Source organism: Ruegeria sp. CDSC021, from assembly GCF_059610845.1.
The window spans coordinates 185,103-201,703 of the sequence record NZ_JBXWOK010000006.1; the positions used below are offsets into that span (position 1 = coordinate 185,103).

Below are 16,601 nucleotides of genomic sequence, written 5' to 3' on the forward strand. Positions count from 1 at the left end.
GTATGTTCGGACTATTACGGCTTCCTATCCTGTTGATGATCGCCTTTATTGTGGGCGTGTTTTTCGAACGCTCGAACCAGCGCGAAGCGTGTGAGGCACGCGGGTTATGGCAAGACGGGCTATGTGTGACGGTGGATGGACCAAATGAATGACCTGATCTGCGTAGGAAGTGTTGCGGGCTCATACGGGGTGCGCGGCGAAGTGCGCCTGAAAAGCTATTGCGCGATCCCTGAGGATATCGAAGCCTATTCGCCGCTGACGGATGAACAGGGCGCGAAACGCTATCCGCTGGTCCTGACTCGTCCGATCAAGAATGGCTTTGCCGCCAGATTGGGCGGAGTTGAAACCAAGGAACAGGCAGATGACCTGAAGGGGCTGCGCCTGTTTGCGCGGCGCGATCAGTTGCCTTCGCTACCTGATGACGAGTTCTACCACACAGATCTAATCGGACTTGCGGTCTATGACACAGGGGGCGCGTTGCTGGGTCAGGTTAAATCTGTCCAGAACCACGGTGCGGCGGACCTGTTGGAATTGCACGGGCCGGGCCTGAATTCCACTGTTTTGCTACCGTTCACACTCGAGTCGGTTCCTACAGTTGATCTGGAACAGGGCCGCATCGTCGCCGACCCGCCCGAAGGGCTGATCTGATGCGTCGGGTCCTGCTGCATCTGGGCCTGCACAAAACTGGCACAACAGCAGCGCAATCCTTCCTCTATGAAAATCGCGAGCTGATTTGGCCGCATTTTGCGCTGGTCCTACCGTATCGCACCCGCAATTCCGGCCTGTCCCGCGCGGCCACCAACCATTCCGTCTATGGAACAGTGGGAACCCTCTCCGAGTTTGGCAGTCAGCTGCGCGAATTTCTGGACAGCCTGGATTTCGGCGACAAGCGGGGACTGATCCTGAGCGAAGAAAACTTCGCCGGCCTCAGGCCCAGCCGCAATATCGACCAAGGCTATGCTGCGGCCCCCGATCTGGCTGCCTGTCTGGTGGATTCAATTCGCCAGCGATTTTCAGGGCAAGAGGTTGAGATCACGATATACCTGTCTCTGCGCCAGCGCGGAGGCTGGTTGCGCAGCCTGTGGGCACATGATCTGGAACGGATGCGACAGGTTTTTGACTTTGAAACCTTTCGCGACAACCTGGACCACCTGCCCCCGCTGCAAGACACCGTCAGCCGCATCAAGGAAAAGCTGCCTTCCGTCTCTGTTACGACTGAATGGCTGGAAGATTTGCAACTGCGACGGCTTGGACCTGGCGACCCCTTTGCCGAATTTATGGACCTGTCGCGTGAAAAGGCCAACCTTCTGGTGCCTCCGACTCAGGTCAATACCCGGCTCCCCGAAGACGTCCTGTCCGAGTTGCTGGAACTGAACCGTTCGCGCCTGGAAGAAGCGGCTCTGGTTGCGCAAAAGACTGCCGTGATTGAACGCGCGCAGACAGACCTGATTGGTACATCATGACTGATACGTCCCCGAAATCTCATGGTCGCAAGGCGATCCGTCCTACGCTGAAACCGCGCGAACTGCTTACGCCCACGCCCGATTTGCATGGGGTGTGGAAGGCCAAGATCATCACCTTGTTTCCGTCGGCCTTTCCCGGAGTTCTTGGCGAAAGCCTGACTGGAAAAGCCCTGCAAGAAGGGTTGTGGCAGCTGGAAACCGTTGACCTGCGTCAGTTCGGTGTCGGCAAGCATCGCAATGTGGACGACACCCCGGCCGGCGGCGGAGCGGGGATGGTGTTGCGCTCTGATGTATTGGGCGAAGCAATCGAGCACACGATGACCGAGGCGCAAGGAAACTGGCCTCTGATCTACCTTAGCCCGCGCGGTCGCCGCATGGACCAGCGCATGATGCAGAACCTCGCGCGCTGTGATGGCATGACCCTGCTATGTGGGCGGTTTGAAGGTGTTGATGAGCGGGTGCTGGAGCATTACGGCGTCCAAGAGGTCTCGCTGGGGGATTTCGTGATGACCGGAGGCGAGATTGCCGCGCAAGCGCTGATCGACGCCACGGTGCGTCTGATCCCCGGCGTTCTGGGCAATCAGGCCTCGGCCGAAGAAGAGAGTTTTTCGTCGGGCCTGCTGGAGCACCCCCAGTACACCCGCCCGGCCGAATGGAAAGGCCGCCCAATCCCCGAGATTTTGATGTCAGGCCATCATGGTCGCATCGCCGAATGGCGTCACGATATGTCCGAACAGATCACCCGCGAACGGCGACCCGATCTGTGGGAGGCCTATCTGAGTGAACGGGAAGAGACGTCTGACTGACATCCCCCGTGTGACATGAGCCCCGCAGCTGAGCGGTCCCGGTTGCAGAATTATTCGGGGGGAAAAGCGCGAATGCAGGCTTGATCACTTCGTCGTGGGCGACACCATCGAAACCTATGGGGTGCCCAAAGTCTAAGGGCTACCAGATTTCCAGCGCGCCCAGATTTCCGGTGGCCCGTTGAAGACATTGATATCAACCCTCCCCTGAACACCGGGCACCAGCCCGGTGCCGGTGTATTGCCAGAGCCGCCACACCGCTTTGGGATACACATTTCGCGGATGACCGGCGACCGAACGCAACCAGAACTCAGTCTTGGGCAGCCGCCCGATATTCGTATCACCATAGAAATCCACCGTCGTATAGACGATCGGACGGCGCCCATAGTGGCGTTCGAGGATATCCAGGAACTGTTGAGCCTCGGCCCGGACCGTCGCACCATCGGGGCGCAAGGTGCAGGTCTTAGAATGCGGGGTCCACTCCATGTCCAGCACATGTGGCAGATCCGATCCCTTGGGTACGTTCTGGATGAACCAGCGGGCCTGTTCCCGCGCCGACCGGCAGAAATAGTAGTAATGATATGCCCCCCACGGCACGCCCGCAGCCTGCGCACCTTGCCGATGGCTGGCAAACATGGGGTCGGCGACATCGCCCCCTTCGGTCGCTTTGATAAAGACGAAACTAACGCCGGACTGCTTGGCGGTGCGCCAGTCTATCGCTCCTTGCCAGCGCGATACGTCCAGCCCGTGCACCGGGTAATGCCCCGGATGTCTCCCTTCCCATTCGTGGGGGTCTGCATCTGCAAAGGCTGGGAAGATCACAGAGGGCGGCGTAGCATCTGGAAACGACTGGGCCTCGACCAGTTGCGGCGTCGGGCTGCTGCGACCGCAGGACAGGGTCGCAAAGGCCATGACGGCGAGCATCAATGCGGTGCGCATGATCTAATCCTGTATCAAATGACTGCTCTTATAATTACGTCCAGTTTGCCTAATCAGCCCCGCAAGGCAATGGTTCTGTTTGCGTGCGGCGGAAACCCACCGTTTTCCCCGCCTTGCATGGCGATTTAGGCTTGATCCCTGCCCCCGATGCCCGTAAATGACCGCAATCCGGTGCCGCAACTTCGCGACTCCGGTGTTTTGGTTTGCATCATGTCGTGACGCCCGGCTTTCTTCAGCCACGGCGCGGCGGGCAGGCCAGAGACCAAGTGAACATTCGATCTGACCTCTGGCGGGCTGTACGCAGGACCCGGTGAAGACCAAGAGCTCTCAGGCCGTGCCCAAACTTCGTGGACCAACCACGAGCAGATAGGAGAACCTGCGATGGACCTGATCGCACAGCTTGAGGCGGAACAGATTGCCGCCCTGGGGAAAGACATCCCTGATTTCAAAGCCGGTGACACCATTCGTGTCGGCTTTAAAGTGACCGAAGGGTCGCGCACCCGTGTTCAGAACTACGAAGGCGTCTGCATCGCCCGTAAAGGTGGCAACACCATCGCCGGTGCGTTCACCGTGCGTAAGATTTCCTTTGGTGAAGGCGTGGAGCGTGTGTTCCCGCTGTATTCAACCAATATCGACAGCATCACCGTTGTCCGCCGTGGCCGCGTTCGTCGCGCCAAACTGTATTATCTGCGCACTCGTCGCGGTAAATCCGCACGTATCGCAGAGGTCACCAACTACAAGCCCAAAGCTGGCGCCGAAGCGTAAGGAACGGAAAGATGAAAAAAGACATCCATCCCGATTATCACGTCATCGACGTCAAAATGACCGATGGCACCATAGTTCAGATGAAATCCACCTGGGGCTCCGAAGGCGATCAGCTGGCTCTGGAAATCGACCCCTCCGTGCACCCCGCATGGACCGGTGGCGGCGCGCGTCTGATGGACGCCGGTGGCCGTGTGTCGAAGTTCAAAAAGAAATACGAAGGTCTGGGCTTCTAAGCCTGACCCGTTTCGAATGCGAAAGGCCGCCCTTCTGGGCGGCCTTTTTCGTTTTACCCGAAACCTCTGACACCGCCCTGACAAGAAACGCGTCAGGATCAATCCCTCAGGAATTCTTCGCGCGTGTCAGATCCGCCGCGCTGTGCACCGGGGGCACAGGGCCGCGCAGCAACATCAACCCCAGCGTCACGCCGATCAGCGCCGCAATCGCCGTCACCATCATGGCGCTGTCAAAAGCGTTGTCCTGCAGGTCGCGTAAAGCATTTGACAGAGCACTTCCCGACGTCGGATCCATGCCGGCGATCAGTTGCTGGATTTGACTGGGCGTTCCGTGGGTCAGCGCATGAGCCAGATCTTCACGGGGGGCCGAGCCGGCCGGTAACGCGTCGATCACTTCGGTAAGACCCCGACGAGAGGTGATGGCTTCGGCAAGCCCGCAGACCACAGCCCCCAACGTAGCCCCGAAATAGAGGCAGGCATTGATTACACCTGAGCCTTGCCCCACATGCTCATCAGGCAAAAGCCGCAACCCAAGACGCGGTAGCAGCGAGAAACAGATACCAAGACCAATGCCGACGATCATCAACTTCCACCAGATCTGCGCATATTGAGTGGGAACTGTAATCGTGGTCAGCAACAAAAACCCAGCGGCCATTGCGCCCAGCCCGATCACAACAGGCCATTGAAAGCTGTAGGGCGCAAGAAATCGGGGCGCGATGACCGAGATCGCGAACATGCTTAGGCTCAACGGCATAATCGCAAGCCCAGCCCCGACAGACGTGTATCCGAATGTATCAGGCGATTGGACGAATGTGTTGAAGTAGACGAAAAAGCCAAACAGCATAAAGCCGGTAAGGAACATCCCCGCTGCCGCCATGAAATAGCGCGGATGAAGGAAATAGCGCAGTTCGACCAACGGATCTTCGCTGCGGCGCGAGGCCAGCACCAAGCCGACCAAGGCCAGCATGGCGACACCCAGCGGCACCAGAGTCAACGGTGCTCGCCATCCGCCACTTTCCCCATTGCTCAGGGCAAATGATAGCGGCCCCAGAAACAGCACAAGAGCCACAGCGCCGAGATAATCGAACCGGGCATCGGCCAGTCGCGTGTTCGGTACATAATTCCGTTTTCTCACGGTCAAGCCAATGATAAACGCGGTGGTCAGCAGGATCAGATCGGTGGCGAATACGGCTCTCCAACTGATGTAATGGGCGAATGCGCCGCCAAGGATAGGGCCGATCCCGATCGACAGTCCGACGATGGCGCCCCATGCTCCGGTAACGCTGGCGCGTTTTTCCTCCGGGGTCGCTGCAGTCAACAAGGGCAACGACGTGCCAAACAGCGCTGCGGCCCCTGCCCCCTGCGCCCCACGGCCAAACAGCATCATCGCCCCGTCCTGCGCGAACAAGGCCGAGGCAGAGCCTATGGCAAAAACGATCATGCCAACCAGAAACACGCCCAGCTTGCCCGTGATATCACCCAGCCGACTGATAATCGTCACCAGCGTGGCACTGACCACGGTATAGATGGCCATGACCCATTGCAGGCCCGAAGGCGACAGATCGAACTCATTTTTGAGATCAGGCAGGATGGTCGCGACCGCCGTGGAATTGAAGCCAACAACAACCATGCAAATCGCCGTCATGATCAATACAACGCGTGCGCCAGCATCAGATGAATTCGCTTTTAACATCAAATACGTCCTTAAATACGGGTGGCGGTTTTGGATCGTCACAACGATAGTTTAACAGGAATGTGCAGGCCGCCTAGCCTTAGATCCAGTAGGACAGCGCCAGCGGCAAAGCGATGATCGTTGTCAGGGTCGAAACCAGTATGAACCCGGCAACATCGGGGCCGTATTCCGGCACATGCTGGTCTATGAACAAATAGGTCGCCACCGATGACGGCATCAAACAGCACAGGATCACCGCGCCGCGCTCAGCGCCTGTAAAGCCGAAGGCCCAGACCAACCCGCTGGCGATTGCAACTGCCATCACCAGGTGCAAAGCGGTCAGCGTCACCGCACGCCCAAGGCGGTTGACCCGAAGGCTGGCCAATGTGTGGCCCAATGTCAGCAGCATCAGCGGGATGGAAAGCCCACCCAGGATATCGAATGACTTCGCAACAGGCTGAGGCAGGCTATAGCCGCTGGCCATCAGCACCAGCGATAGGACCACCGCATATATGATCGGCGACGTGGCGAGCTTTCTGGGCGAAAACTCTTTGGCTGGTATCCACATCCCTACAGTGAAGATGCTGACAAGAACGACCACTACAAATGCCATCGTATAGGCCATCCCCGCATCGCCTAACGCAAGCAAGGTGATTGGCAATCCGATATTGCCCACATTCCCATGCATCAGAGGCGTCAGAAAGGCCCGCGCCGGCAGACGCATAACCTTCAGCGCCGCAAATCCCAGAACACCAAACCCGGCAATCGCCAAAACCGCAGCGGCCATCACGTCCAGAAACGTTCCAACAGCGATCTTTGTGGCCGACAGATGCGAGATGATCAGTGTGGGATATCCAACCCGCGAAACGATCGCGCCAATGACCTTGTTGTCAAAGGGCGTTTTGGTCAACGCCAGTACATACCCAGCCCCGGCACAGATCAGCACCGGCAGCACCACATTCAGTACGTTCAGAAACAGATGCTCCAAGCCATGTCTTTCTCACAGTCCTTAAGCCTGGAGATTGAAACATAGTCCCGGCTTTCGCAAGTCAGCGGCCTAAGGGCAGGCTGAGATTTCCGCAACAGGGGCTTTTTATGCAGCCCTACCTTGTTTCGGGTTCTTCCCTTCCCGCTTTCCACAACATATAGTGGCCTGCAACAACGTGTACGCAAACACGGTGAGACTTGGGAATACAGGCATGGCACATATTATCGTAGTGGGGAACGAGAAGGGCGGCGCGGGCAAATCGACTGTGTCCATGCATGTGGCCACCGCACTCGCCCGCCTGGGTCACAAGGTCAGCACCCTGGATCTGGACCTGCGGCAACGCAGCTTGGGACGGTATTTCGAGAACCGGAATAGCTTTCTGAAAAGCGCGGACCTGACCCTTCCCAGCCCCCGCCACCATGACCTGCCCGAGATTGATGCAAGCACGCTGAAACCGGGAGAAAACATCTATGACCACCGCCTCTCAGCGGCCGTGTCCGAGCTGGAAAGCGATAGCGATTTCATCCTGATCGACTGCCCCGGCTCTCATACCCGTCTCAGCCAGGTGGCGCATTCGCTGGCTGATACGCTGATCACTCCCCTGAACGACAGTTTTATCGATTTTGACCTGCTGGCACGCATCGATTCAAAGGGTGAGAAAATTCTGGGCCCGTCGGTCTATTCCGAGATGGTCTGGAACGCACGCCAGCTGCGCGCGCAAGCCGGCCTGAAGCCCATCGACTGGGTCGTAGTGCGCAACCGCGTCGGCACCCAGCGCATGGTCAACAAGGAAAAGATGCAGCGCGCGATCGAGATGCTGTCGCAGCGCATCGGCTTCCGGGTTGCTTCGGGCTTTTCCGAACGCGTTATTTTCCGAGAGCTGTTCCCGCGCGGGCTGACCCTATTGGACCTCAAGGATATCGGGATCAAACAGCTGAACATCTCGAACATCGCAGCACGTCAGGAATTGCGCGACATGATGAAAGAGCTGAACCTGCCGGGTGTTGAGATCGATTTTTAGAAGCTTTTTACGACGGGTAGACGAACTATACTGCCGCTCACCTGGAAAAACGAAAGTCCGTTTCTGGCAACGTTTTCGCTTTAGAGCCCTTGTTGGGCCTAAGCTATTACTGCTTTCCAATACTCAGGGTAAACTCGAACGAAACCAAATCCATCGACAGTCAAATTTGCTTCGTATCCACTATTGATCGAAGTGTACCTATAGGTATTCTCGTTCAGCCGCTCATATCGTTGCTTCAGCGGTTTGAATGTCCAGGTTTCATCATCCAACCAAACAGCAGTGAACTCTGCCTGATCTCCAATCCCTAGCTGGAGTCGCTTGATCGCATTCGTGTTCGTGGCCGGTGTAAACCCAGGATCGATGTCGAGCAATTCATCAACAGCATCCACAACTTTGTCATTCGAGGTCCATGTACCATCGCCTTGCTTCACTAAAACAAGATCAACCCTATCTGCCCCAATCCAACGCTGTACGGTGGCGGCGCTACACTCCCATTCGTCATTACAGGTCACGGAATAAGCTATTCTGACAGGAGAATTTTCAACTACGTAGACAGCCATGCCCGAGATTACGCGAGACGTTCCGTTACAGTTAACCGAACAGGCTTCTGTGCCCACGACATCAATCCGTCGCCACATTGTACTTCGCATCATCGCCTCAACCATCGCTATTGCTTTGCTTGCCCCATAGCAGACATTCATGCGTGTTTCAGCATAGGTCAATCAGGGCTCTCTCCAGCCGTTCTCGGCGGCGTGCATGAACGGCTGGGTCAGTGTTGTCAGAAGTCGAACGAACTAACCGCTGTTCCTTGCGATGATGAAAGCAGTCGAACCCGTTTCGGGACGCCACTTTTGTTCAATTTCGAACCCATGAGCTTGCATACGCTCTACAAGGATTTCTTGCGTCAGGGCGCGGATCTTGGGCAATAGGCCAATGGTCCCGAGAGCTGGTATGACGAACTTCTCGAGACCTTCCAGGCAGACCGTCGAGCTGAAGAACAGGCCACCTTCCTTCAAGGAACTACGAACACGGTCCAGTGTCGCGTCAAGATCCAGTACCAAGTGCAGGATCGACATAGCCAGTACGGCATCATACTGTTGACCCTTCGCCGGAATAGGCCAGCACTCGAACGCGCTGACTTCAAAGTTGATGTTCTTGCTGCCCTGCGCGTCGGCTTTTTCCCGGGCGATTGAGATCATTTCGGATGAATAGTCGATGGCGTCGATATGGGCGACTTTTGGGGCGTGAATGAGCGCCGTCGTACCTGTGCCACAGCCAAATTCCAGGACGCGGTCTTGGGGGGACAGGTGTCTTGCAGTTATGTCCAGTTTGTATTCATAGGCGGCTTGGTTTTGGACCGGACGGCGGGCATAGGATCTCGCCATCAGATTCCAGAACCGGGTGGGTTTGATGAACATATCTAATCCTTTGGTAGGGTGCAGCAGACGCGATGATTTAGCTGGCGTCTTGGACGTCGAAGACTTTTTCGAGGGGCTTGTCGAATACACGAGAAATCAATATCGCCAGTTCGAGCGTTGGTGAATATTTGGCGTTTTCAATGGCAACGATGGTTTGTCGGGTGACTCCAACCTTTTCGGCGAGTTCTTTTTGCGTCATTTCATCTGCGTCAAAGCGTAGACGTCTAATGTTGTTGGTGATCCTGAGCTTGCCCATGGATCAGTACCCCCGCCGATAGCTAGCAAATTTGACAATATCTGCTGACAGGGATCCGAAGGCCATTCCGAAATAGATGATGTTGAAGCCAGTGAGCGCTGATGCGTTGAGAGCCATGGCGACGACAGCTGAGATAAAACCCGCACCCGCGAAGATAATGATGGCGTAGCTGCCACGGCGCTCGAACATCTTGTCACGTTCATCAACGACGAAGCTGGGTTTGGGTTCGTGAGTAACAATCGCAAACCCAATGTTGAACAGTATGGTGCCGATGATGGTGGCCACGACGCCCAGGGGGATCAGCCAGATCACCATGCGGGCCCAGTTGTTTACAGCGTCTGGGCCATCAAACAATCCAGAGGCATTCATATCCAGAAGCCGTGAAACGACAAATGCACTAACGGCGAGGTTCACGAAGATCGAGACGACCGTATTGCGATCTTGGTAGGTCATTTCTGAAATCCCTATTGGACAGAACACTTCTAGTGAGTCGATTATTACTTACACGTTGTATGAAATATTATACTCAGTGTCAAAAATAATATACCTCACAATCGAAGTGTAGTTGCAGCTTGTGCTCGATGATGGGCATCTACGACTCCAACTGGAGTGCTGCGCGTTTGCGACTGGCCCAAAGGTTGTGTCGCCAACTTTTCGAAGACTAGAACCAGCGTTATGCTAGACCCAATTATCCTGCGATCTCAGCAAACACCCGAAAGCCAGAGGTTGTATTACTAGAGAATTGTTTCTTCCGGATCATGTTGACTACCTCAATGCCATCCAGTGTGGCTGAAGCTGATCTAAATGGCTTGAACCCACACATGTGCCGTACGCGTCATTTAAAGTTTGCGACACAACCCCTTCGCTTCAGCAGCGGCAACTTTGGATGATATCGAAGTCCCTCACATAATCCGCAAGGGGCAATTCACACCCGGATTCTGTCCGTTTCGGCAGTTCGCCAAGCTCGCGGCCTAACTCACGAGCGATTGCTGAAACCGCTCGCCGGGTTCAGAACTTTCCAACAGAACCGTTCGAGTGCCCGAAATAGTTAAGAATCACCTGGGTCAAAGGCTGCGAATGCGTGGCAAGAAAGGTATGAGGTTCGTTCTGGGAAATCTCAGGGAAAACCTGAGCCCCTAAAATCACGACTCAATTCGACGTTGAATCGCGTCAGCTTCGGATACAAGCTAAGAAAGAGCGCCAACTGTGGTCAGAATCTGCCTCAAACGTGTCCATAAGTGGGGGGAAGCAAGGCAATTTTATGTATCCCCGCTGCAGCCTTGACTAAACTTCCCGGGTACCGCTACGTCATTAAGAAATTATGAAGGTTGTATCAGTTTTTGCGAAACAACCTTGAGTAAAACGAGAATCAATAATCAGAAGTTTGAGGTTAGGAAAATGTTAAATCGGGTCCTGAAAACTACCTCTGGTGCGTTGATGTTGTCCGTCGCGACCATGGCAAACGCTGAAACTGTTCAGTTGAACAGTTTAGACGGCGGAATGACTCTGACCGGAGAGCTAATAGATTTTGATGGCGCCAATTACGAACTCCGAACGGTGGTTGGTACAATCACGGTTGACGCTTTCAAAGTTGAATGCATTGGCGAAGCCTGCCCCAGTCGGAACGAAGGTCCAGTCGAATATGGCATTTCAGGTTCTTCTCGCCTGGTCGATGTCTTATTCGCTGATCTTACGACGCAATTCGGTGAGGAGATTGGCGGCACTGCTTTGCGCTCTGAGGAAGAAGGTGTCGATAAGCTACTGCTCCGTAACGAGCTAGGCGAGTTTTTGGCCGAAGTCTCCTTGATGGGTGGTGACTCCGCAGACGGGATCAAACAACTGGTCGATGGGAACTCAGCACTGGCCGTGACCACACGCCCTGCTCAACCCGACGAGCTGGCGAGCGCATCGCAGGCTGGACTCGGGGATATCACCACGAGTGAAAACGAGAAAATTTTTGCGCTGGACGGTCTAGTTGTTATTACATCGCAAAGTAACCAACTGCGGGCAGTCGCCGAACAGGATCTAGCGCGAATATTTTCCGGAGCCATATCCAACTGGAGCCAGATTGGTGGGCCCGATGCCCCGATCCAGCTTTACATGCGAGCGCCTGAAAGCGGAACTGCGTTGGTTTTCAATGACCTGATCATGAACCCCGTGGGCGCAACATACGCGAGCGATACAAGCTTTTTCGAAACAGACACGGAATTGGCTGCAGCAGTTGCTTCTGATCCGCTTGGTATCGGAATTACCAGCCTCGCAAGTGCTGATGAGGCCAAGGTTCTTGCAATTCGCGGTGTTTGTGGAATTCAGGTTCCAGCGACACCTTTCACCATCAAGACAGAAGAATACCCGCTTAGCCGACGCTTGTATGCATATACCGGCAAAACTGCGCCAGCACAGTTGAACCGCTTCATGCAATTCCTCGAAAGCGAAAAGGCGCAAGAGACAATTGATGCTTCGGGCTTTGTGTCACTTGGTGAATCCCTGCAAGGCCCCAATGAGCAGGGACTACGCTATCTTGGCGCAGTAATGCCAACCGATGCAGAGGTTACCCTGAAACAGTTGCAGGAAATGTCCGCTGAGCTGTCCGGTGCCGACCGTAGTTCTATAACCTTTCGGTTTGCATTCGGATCCTCTCGCCTGGATACGCGGGCACAGGACGACATAAGGCGCCTTGCTTCGTTGCTTGCCAAGGAAGAAACCACAAACAAAGAACTTCTTTTGATCGGATACACAGACTCTGTCGGCGCTGGGGGATCCAACCGGTCACTCAGTCAGCAGCGTGCCAAACAAGTTAGCAATGCGTTGCTACAAGCAGCGCCTACCAACAGCCTGGACGGGTTAACCATCCGAACTCTGGGTTATGGTGAGATCTCGCCGCTAAGTTGCAACGACACTGAGAATGGTCGCCGTATCAACCGCCGAGTGGAAGTCTGGTTGCGAGACGTTGTCACCACATCCCAGTAGCGAAGCGCCAACTCAGCTTCGGAACGGGAATACAACGGTCAGTGACCAAGACGATAATTCAATGGAGTAACGTCGTATGAGAATGCTCGCAGTATTGGCCAATGTTTTCCTACTGCAATTGTCAGGGGCGGCTGTCGCGCAGGAAGACCCATACAAATCCGCAGTAGACAGCTGGCTCAATGGTAGCGAGGCCGTAGGCCTGCAAGGTTTGTCGGAAGCGGCCAGTCAGGGGAACACATCGGCGCAAATGATCCTTGGTCAGATCGATCGCGATACTGTACCTGGAGGATTTTCCGATTACTTGATCAATCATCAGGCACGAGACCAGCTTCTTCGTGCACCGGATCCCGATAAGGGAACCGTAAACTGGTTGCTTGCTCTGAGCAATCCTGCCCTACAAAAACACGGCGAGGCCATCTTTGGATATCGGGTTGGTCGTCAGCCAATCAGCAATGCGATAGCACTGCAAACTCATGGTGAGATTGAAGGCGCCGAGTATGTATTGTGGAATACACTGAATAACGGCCGCTTTGATCTGATCAATTCCATGCCTTCAGAAAACTACGGCCTGTCCGAAGCCGGTTTTCTCAAGTGGATCGAAGCTTATATGGCGCGGGAAAACAAGGCGATCACGATGCGGGCCTTTGTGGAAGAATCCAATCCCAAACGTGTTTCGGGGTTGTTGGGTCTCAAACGACTGGCACGACTGTTGAACCTCAATCAGCATTTTTCCGACGAAGCCAACCAGTTCACGACAGTGATGCTGGGCCGGGGCTCGGACTTGCCTGAAAGTGTCGATTTGGTTCGCTTGAACGAAAGCATTTCTCGCATCAGTGAAACCGATAAATACTTGAACATCGTAAAACGCTACTGCGACTCATGCGAAGGTGAAACAGTAGACTACGATTGCGTGGTTCAGGCTCTGGAAATCATAGGTGGCTACAAGACGCTGATGTCCATCCGCACCCCAGTTGAGGGGTCAATTGACCAGGCTACATTCATGAATTCTAATCGTTCGGTCGAAATCTTCGCGCAGTTGGTAAACAACATGCGCCGCCACTACTCTCGTGGCATTCGATCGTCTTGCATTGCCGCTAATCTGAAAGCCAAGATCTAACATATAGCTAAAACAAGGTTTGATTGAGATTATCACATGTTTGAAGGCGTCGTGAACCTTTGCAAAATAGCTTAACCGTTCAATGGTTCCGGTTCCGATAAAGCAAAAGTAAAACGTTTGTATGTACTGACTTCCTACGCTGACCAACTTGGATCGAACAGTGTGCATACTGGAAATCACGAAACAAACGGACTCGCGTAAAGAGTGTGTATAACTGAGAAACGTTTTGTGATTGGAAATTGAATAATTCCTGATGTGCAAGGGACGATAACGGACGGGACGAGGCATGGGCAACGTAATGAAACTAGTAACGACTGGTGATGAAGATACGGGTCAGATGATCGGAGCCTCTTCCGCAGATGATCTCCCTGCCGGCGCCCGGTTGTTGCATGGTCAGTACAAAATTGACCACTACCTGAACAGCGGCGGCTTCGGCATTACCTATCTGGCCAATGACAGTCTCAACCGCAAGGTGGTCATCAAAGAGTGTTTTCCAGCCATGTTCGCGCGCCGACAGAATCTGCTGGTGAAGGCTCGTGTGCAAAAACACAAAGAAGATCTTCGCCAGATTGTGCGGCACTTCATCAACGAAGCACAGCGCCTGGCAACTATGGATCACCCCAATATCGTTGGTGTGCACCAAGTCTTTGAGGACAACGACACCGCCTATATGGCACTGGACTTCGTTGAAGGCCCGGACCTTTTGGACGCAATCGACGACGCTGAAACCCAGCTGGACGAAGCCGATGTCATGTCGATCCTGCGGCAGATTCTGGATGCGGTCGCATTTATGCACAAGCAAGGGATGTTGCATCGGGACATATCGCCTGACAACATTCTGGTCGGACCCAACAAGATACCTGTATTGATTGATTTTGGTGCTGCGCGTGAGCAAAATAGGAAAACAAACCGTGTTTTGTCTGCCTTACGCGCAGTCAAGGATGGCTATTCCCCACAGGAATTTTATGTCACTGACGGCGTGCAAGGACCGTTTAGCGACCTCTATTCCTTGGCGGCAACATTCTATCATGTGATCACCGGAGAGCGCGCGCCAGACAGCCAGACTCGGGTCTCTGCGATTGCCGAGCAAAAGCCCGATCCTTGCAAACCTTTGCAGGGGCGCTTTGATAAGTATGATGACGTCTTTCTCGAAGCGCTCGACAAGGCTATGTCGGCGATGCCAAAGGATCGCTTTCAAACCGCTGATGAGTGGCTCGAGGCGATAGATCACTTGACCGAACCGACCACCGTTGAACAGGATGTTAGAGTTGCGGTCTCTTCATCCGGCGGAATCAACCGTGTCGCAATAACCGGCGGGCTGCTGGCATTTGGAGTTGTAGGTGCCGTAGTCGGCGTGCTGGCCATCGGAGCATTTTCACCATCCTCCGAGCCACAAGCAACGCAAGAGGACGTTTTGGCTGCCGAAGCTGAAGCCCGCGCCCAAGCTGAGATCGAAGCAGCGGCGACAGCAGAAGCAATCGCAGATGCCACCGCACGGGTCGCAGAAGCCGAGGCACGACTGGCCCAAGCCGAAGCCCGCGCGCAGGCAGAGACCATAGCGCGTGCTGAGGCCGAAGCTGCAGCTCAGGCAGCGGCTCAGGCCGAAGCCGAAGCCCGCGCCAAAGCGGCAACCGAATCGGAAGCTCGTGCACAGGCTGAGGCCGAAGCGGCTGCTCAGGCGGCGGCCCAAGCCGAAGCCGAAGCACGTGCCAAAGCCGCTGTCGAGGCAGAAGCACGCGCGCAAGCCGAGGTTGAAGCGGCCGCCAAAGCCGCGGCAGAGGCAGAAGCCCGCGCGCAGGCCGAAGTCGAAGCGGCAGCCAAAGCCGCAGCAGAGGCAGAAGCCCGCGCGCAGGCCGAAGTCGAAGCGGCAGCCAAAGCCGCAGCAGAAGCGCAAGCCCGAGCACAGGCTGAGATCGAAGCAGTCGCAATGGCGATGGCAGAGGCAGAATCGCGCGCGCAGGCTAACGATGAAGTTGCTGCTAAAGTGAGCACTGGCGACACAGATCAGGCGAATGTCGAAGCTGATACTACCACTCAAATCGTTCAGGATTTAGGTCCGACTTCAGTGAAGTCTGAATGGAAGGTTCTTCTGCCTTTTGTAGCGTCGGCGGATAGTCCCGATACTGTGGAATACGTCGCTAGTGAGGCCCCGGTTTGGGTTCACGCGGGGCTGCGTATTGACTCTGTCAATGGGATTGAAATCAATGATCTGAACTCCATCGCTGCCGTTCTACTTCAATCTGGGGCTACTCCTTCGCAAGAGGGAACCATGGATGTGACCATCGGACTTTCTAACCCAAGAGACGGTGTCGAAGTGCGGGACGTTACACTGGGTGTCGTACAAGACACGACCTTGTCGAATGGCGTCGTTTTTCAAACTCAATATGCAGAGAATGGAAAATGGGTTACGAGCGTGGCTCATGTCCCAGAAGATGTAGGCCCAGGCACAACTCTGAAACCGAACGACCAGCTGACAGCATATTTTCCGACAAATGAAAATATCGATGGGCAAGATACGATTGCCGATCTTCTGCGAGCAGGTTTGAATGACGGCCAGACTGACTTCAAGTTCACGGTCAGAAGAGGCACTTCTTTGTGGCTGGCGGACTTGCACTACGTGGGCAAGTAATAGAGAGATCATGGCTGAACGCAGTATGCGAGTTGACCACGCCACATTGAATAGGTGGGTTGTGAAAAAGCATAACACTGGTTCTAGTCTTTCGAAAAGTTTGCGACACTACTGACTGGGCGTGCGTAACAGACAAAGATAACGAAACCGGTATGTTTCATTTCACCCTATATGGTGAAAGTGAGCCAAAGTTCTCTGAACAAGCCGGTGTTCTAAGCAGCGGTATGGTTACTCGTCGGTTGTTTCTGTGAACCAACGGTATTTAATTTCAGTAGGACAATATGGCTCGCAGAGATAAAAAGCGCATATATAGAATGTGAACGTTGG

At 54.6% G+C, this 16,601-nt stretch carries 17 protein-coding genes; 10 read left to right on the forward strand and 7 right to left on the reverse strand.

All coding sequences use genetic code 11. The features are described from left to right. Positions 1 to 2 precede the first annotated feature (2 nt). From AC2FGB_RS11840 to trmD, 4 genes are read left to right on the forward strand one after another with little or no spacing between them, the layout of a single operon-like run. A complete protein-coding gene (locus tag AC2FGB_RS11840; RefSeq protein WP_185956731.1) occupies positions 3 to 152 on the forward strand; it encodes a hypothetical protein in 150 nt (49 codons plus the stop codon). After that, positions 145 to 648: a ribosome maturation factor RimM gene (rimM, locus tag AC2FGB_RS11845; protein WP_281973529.1), complete on the forward strand. Its 504-nt coding sequence runs from the start codon at positions 145 to 147 to the stop codon at positions 646 to 648. Before AC2FGB_RS11840 ends, rimM begins: the two co-directional genes overlap by 8 nt. Beyond that, positions 648 to 1,463, forward strand: a complete 816-nt coding sequence (locus AC2FGB_RS11850; RefSeq protein WP_281995860.1) for a hypothetical protein — start codon at positions 648 to 650, stop codon at positions 1,461 to 1,463. The genes rimM and AC2FGB_RS11850 overlap by 1 nt, the downstream gene beginning before the upstream one ends. Continuing rightward, positions 1,460 to 2,269, forward strand: coding sequence for a tRNA (guanosine(37)-N1)-methyltransferase TrmD (trmD, locus tag AC2FGB_RS11855; protein ID WP_271951461.1), 810 nt, complete (start codon positions 1,460 to 1,462; stop codon positions 2,267 to 2,269). Before AC2FGB_RS11850 ends, trmD begins: the two co-directional genes overlap by 4 nt. A gap of 132 nt (positions 2,270 to 2,401) precedes the next feature. Here the strand turns inward: trmD and AC2FGB_RS11860 are convergent, their stop codons facing one another. Further along, a complete protein-coding gene (locus AC2FGB_RS11860) occupies positions 2,402 to 3,205 on the reverse strand; it encodes a glycoside hydrolase family 25 protein (RefSeq protein WP_496694518.1) in 804 nt (267 codons plus the stop codon). A gap of 381 nt (positions 3,206 to 3,586) precedes the next feature. Here AC2FGB_RS11860 and rplS point away from each other — a divergent pair, with 381 nt between their 5' ends. Both rplS and rpmE read left to right on the forward strand, forming a co-directional pair. Next, complete coding sequence (gene rplS, locus AC2FGB_RS11865; RefSeq protein ID WP_142639138.1) at positions 3,587 to 3,970, forward strand: 50S ribosomal protein L19; 384 nt, start codon at positions 3,587 to 3,589, stop codon at positions 3,968 to 3,970. A gap of 11 nt (positions 3,971 to 3,981) precedes the next feature. Further along, entirely contained in the window at positions 3,982 to 4,203 is a 222-nt protein-coding gene (gene rpmE / locus AC2FGB_RS11870; RefSeq protein WP_142639136.1) for a 50S ribosomal protein L31, read from the forward strand. A gap of 106 nt (positions 4,204 to 4,309) precedes the next feature. Here the strand turns inward: rpmE and AC2FGB_RS11875 are convergent, their stop codons facing one another. Next, positions 4,310 to 5,896 (reverse strand): MFS transporter, encoded by a 1,587-nt coding sequence (locus AC2FGB_RS11875; RefSeq protein ID WP_271951466.1) that lies wholly within the window; start codon positions 5,894 to 5,896, stop codon positions 4,310 to 4,312. Positions 5,897 to 5,975: 79 nt separating this feature from the next. Further along, entirely contained in the window at positions 5,976 to 6,863 is an 888-nt protein-coding gene (locus tag AC2FGB_RS11880) for an AEC family transporter (RefSeq protein ID WP_142639132.1), read from the reverse strand. Between the two features lie 211 nt (positions 6,864 to 7,074). Between AC2FGB_RS11880 and AC2FGB_RS11885 the strand changes: the two genes are divergently transcribed. Further along, on the forward strand, positions 7,075 to 7,884 hold the full coding sequence (locus AC2FGB_RS11885; RefSeq protein ID WP_142639130.1) for a division plane positioning ATPase MipZ: 810 nt from the start codon (positions 7,075 to 7,077) through the stop codon (positions 7,882 to 7,884). 98 nt (positions 7,885 to 7,982) lie between these two features. On the opposite strand, the gene AC2FGB_RS11890 is transcribed toward AC2FGB_RS11885, so the two are convergent. The 4 genes from AC2FGB_RS11890 to AC2FGB_RS11905 form a co-directional block, all read right to left on the reverse strand. Continuing rightward, on the reverse strand, positions 7,983 to 8,606 hold the full coding sequence (locus tag AC2FGB_RS11890) for a putative glycolipid-binding domain-containing protein (protein WP_496694519.1): 624 nt from the start codon (positions 8,604 to 8,606) through the stop codon (positions 7,983 to 7,985). Positions 8,607 to 8,678: 72 nt separating this feature from the next. After that, positions 8,679 to 9,302 (reverse strand): class I SAM-dependent methyltransferase, encoded by a 624-nt coding sequence (locus AC2FGB_RS11895; protein WP_496678718.1) that lies wholly within the window; start codon positions 9,300 to 9,302, stop codon positions 8,679 to 8,681. 37 nt (positions 9,303 to 9,339) lie between these two features. Beyond that, positions 9,340 to 9,558, reverse strand: coding sequence for a helix-turn-helix transcriptional regulator (locus AC2FGB_RS11900; protein WP_496690345.1), 219 nt, complete (start codon positions 9,556 to 9,558; stop codon positions 9,340 to 9,342). A 3-nt stretch (positions 9,559 to 9,561) separates the two neighbouring features. After that, entirely contained in the window at positions 9,562 to 10,011 is a 450-nt protein-coding gene (locus AC2FGB_RS11905) for a hypothetical protein (protein ID WP_142639122.1), read from the reverse strand. Positions 10,012 to 10,911: 900 nt separating this feature from the next. Here AC2FGB_RS11905 and AC2FGB_RS11910 point away from each other — a divergent pair. The 3 genes from AC2FGB_RS11910 (at position 10,912) to AC2FGB_RS11920 (ending at position 16,274) form a co-directional block, all read left to right on the forward strand. After that, entirely contained in the window at positions 10,912 to 12,528 is a 1,617-nt protein-coding gene (locus tag AC2FGB_RS11910) for a phosphate ABC transporter substrate-binding/OmpA family protein (protein ID WP_496694520.1), read from the forward strand. A gap of 94 nt (positions 12,529 to 12,622) precedes the next feature. After that, positions 12,623 to 13,645 carry a hypothetical protein gene (locus tag AC2FGB_RS11915; protein ID WP_271951478.1) on the forward strand — a complete coding sequence of 341 codons (1,023 nt, stop codon included), beginning with the start codon at positions 12,623 to 12,625 and terminating at the stop codon, positions 13,643 to 13,645. 298 nt (positions 13,646 to 13,943) lie between these two features. Beyond that, positions 13,944 to 16,274: a serine/threonine-protein kinase gene (locus tag AC2FGB_RS11920; protein ID WP_496694521.1), complete on the forward strand. Its 2,331-nt coding sequence runs from the start codon at positions 13,944 to 13,946 to the stop codon at positions 16,272 to 16,274. Positions 16,275 to 16,601 lie beyond the last annotated feature (327 nt).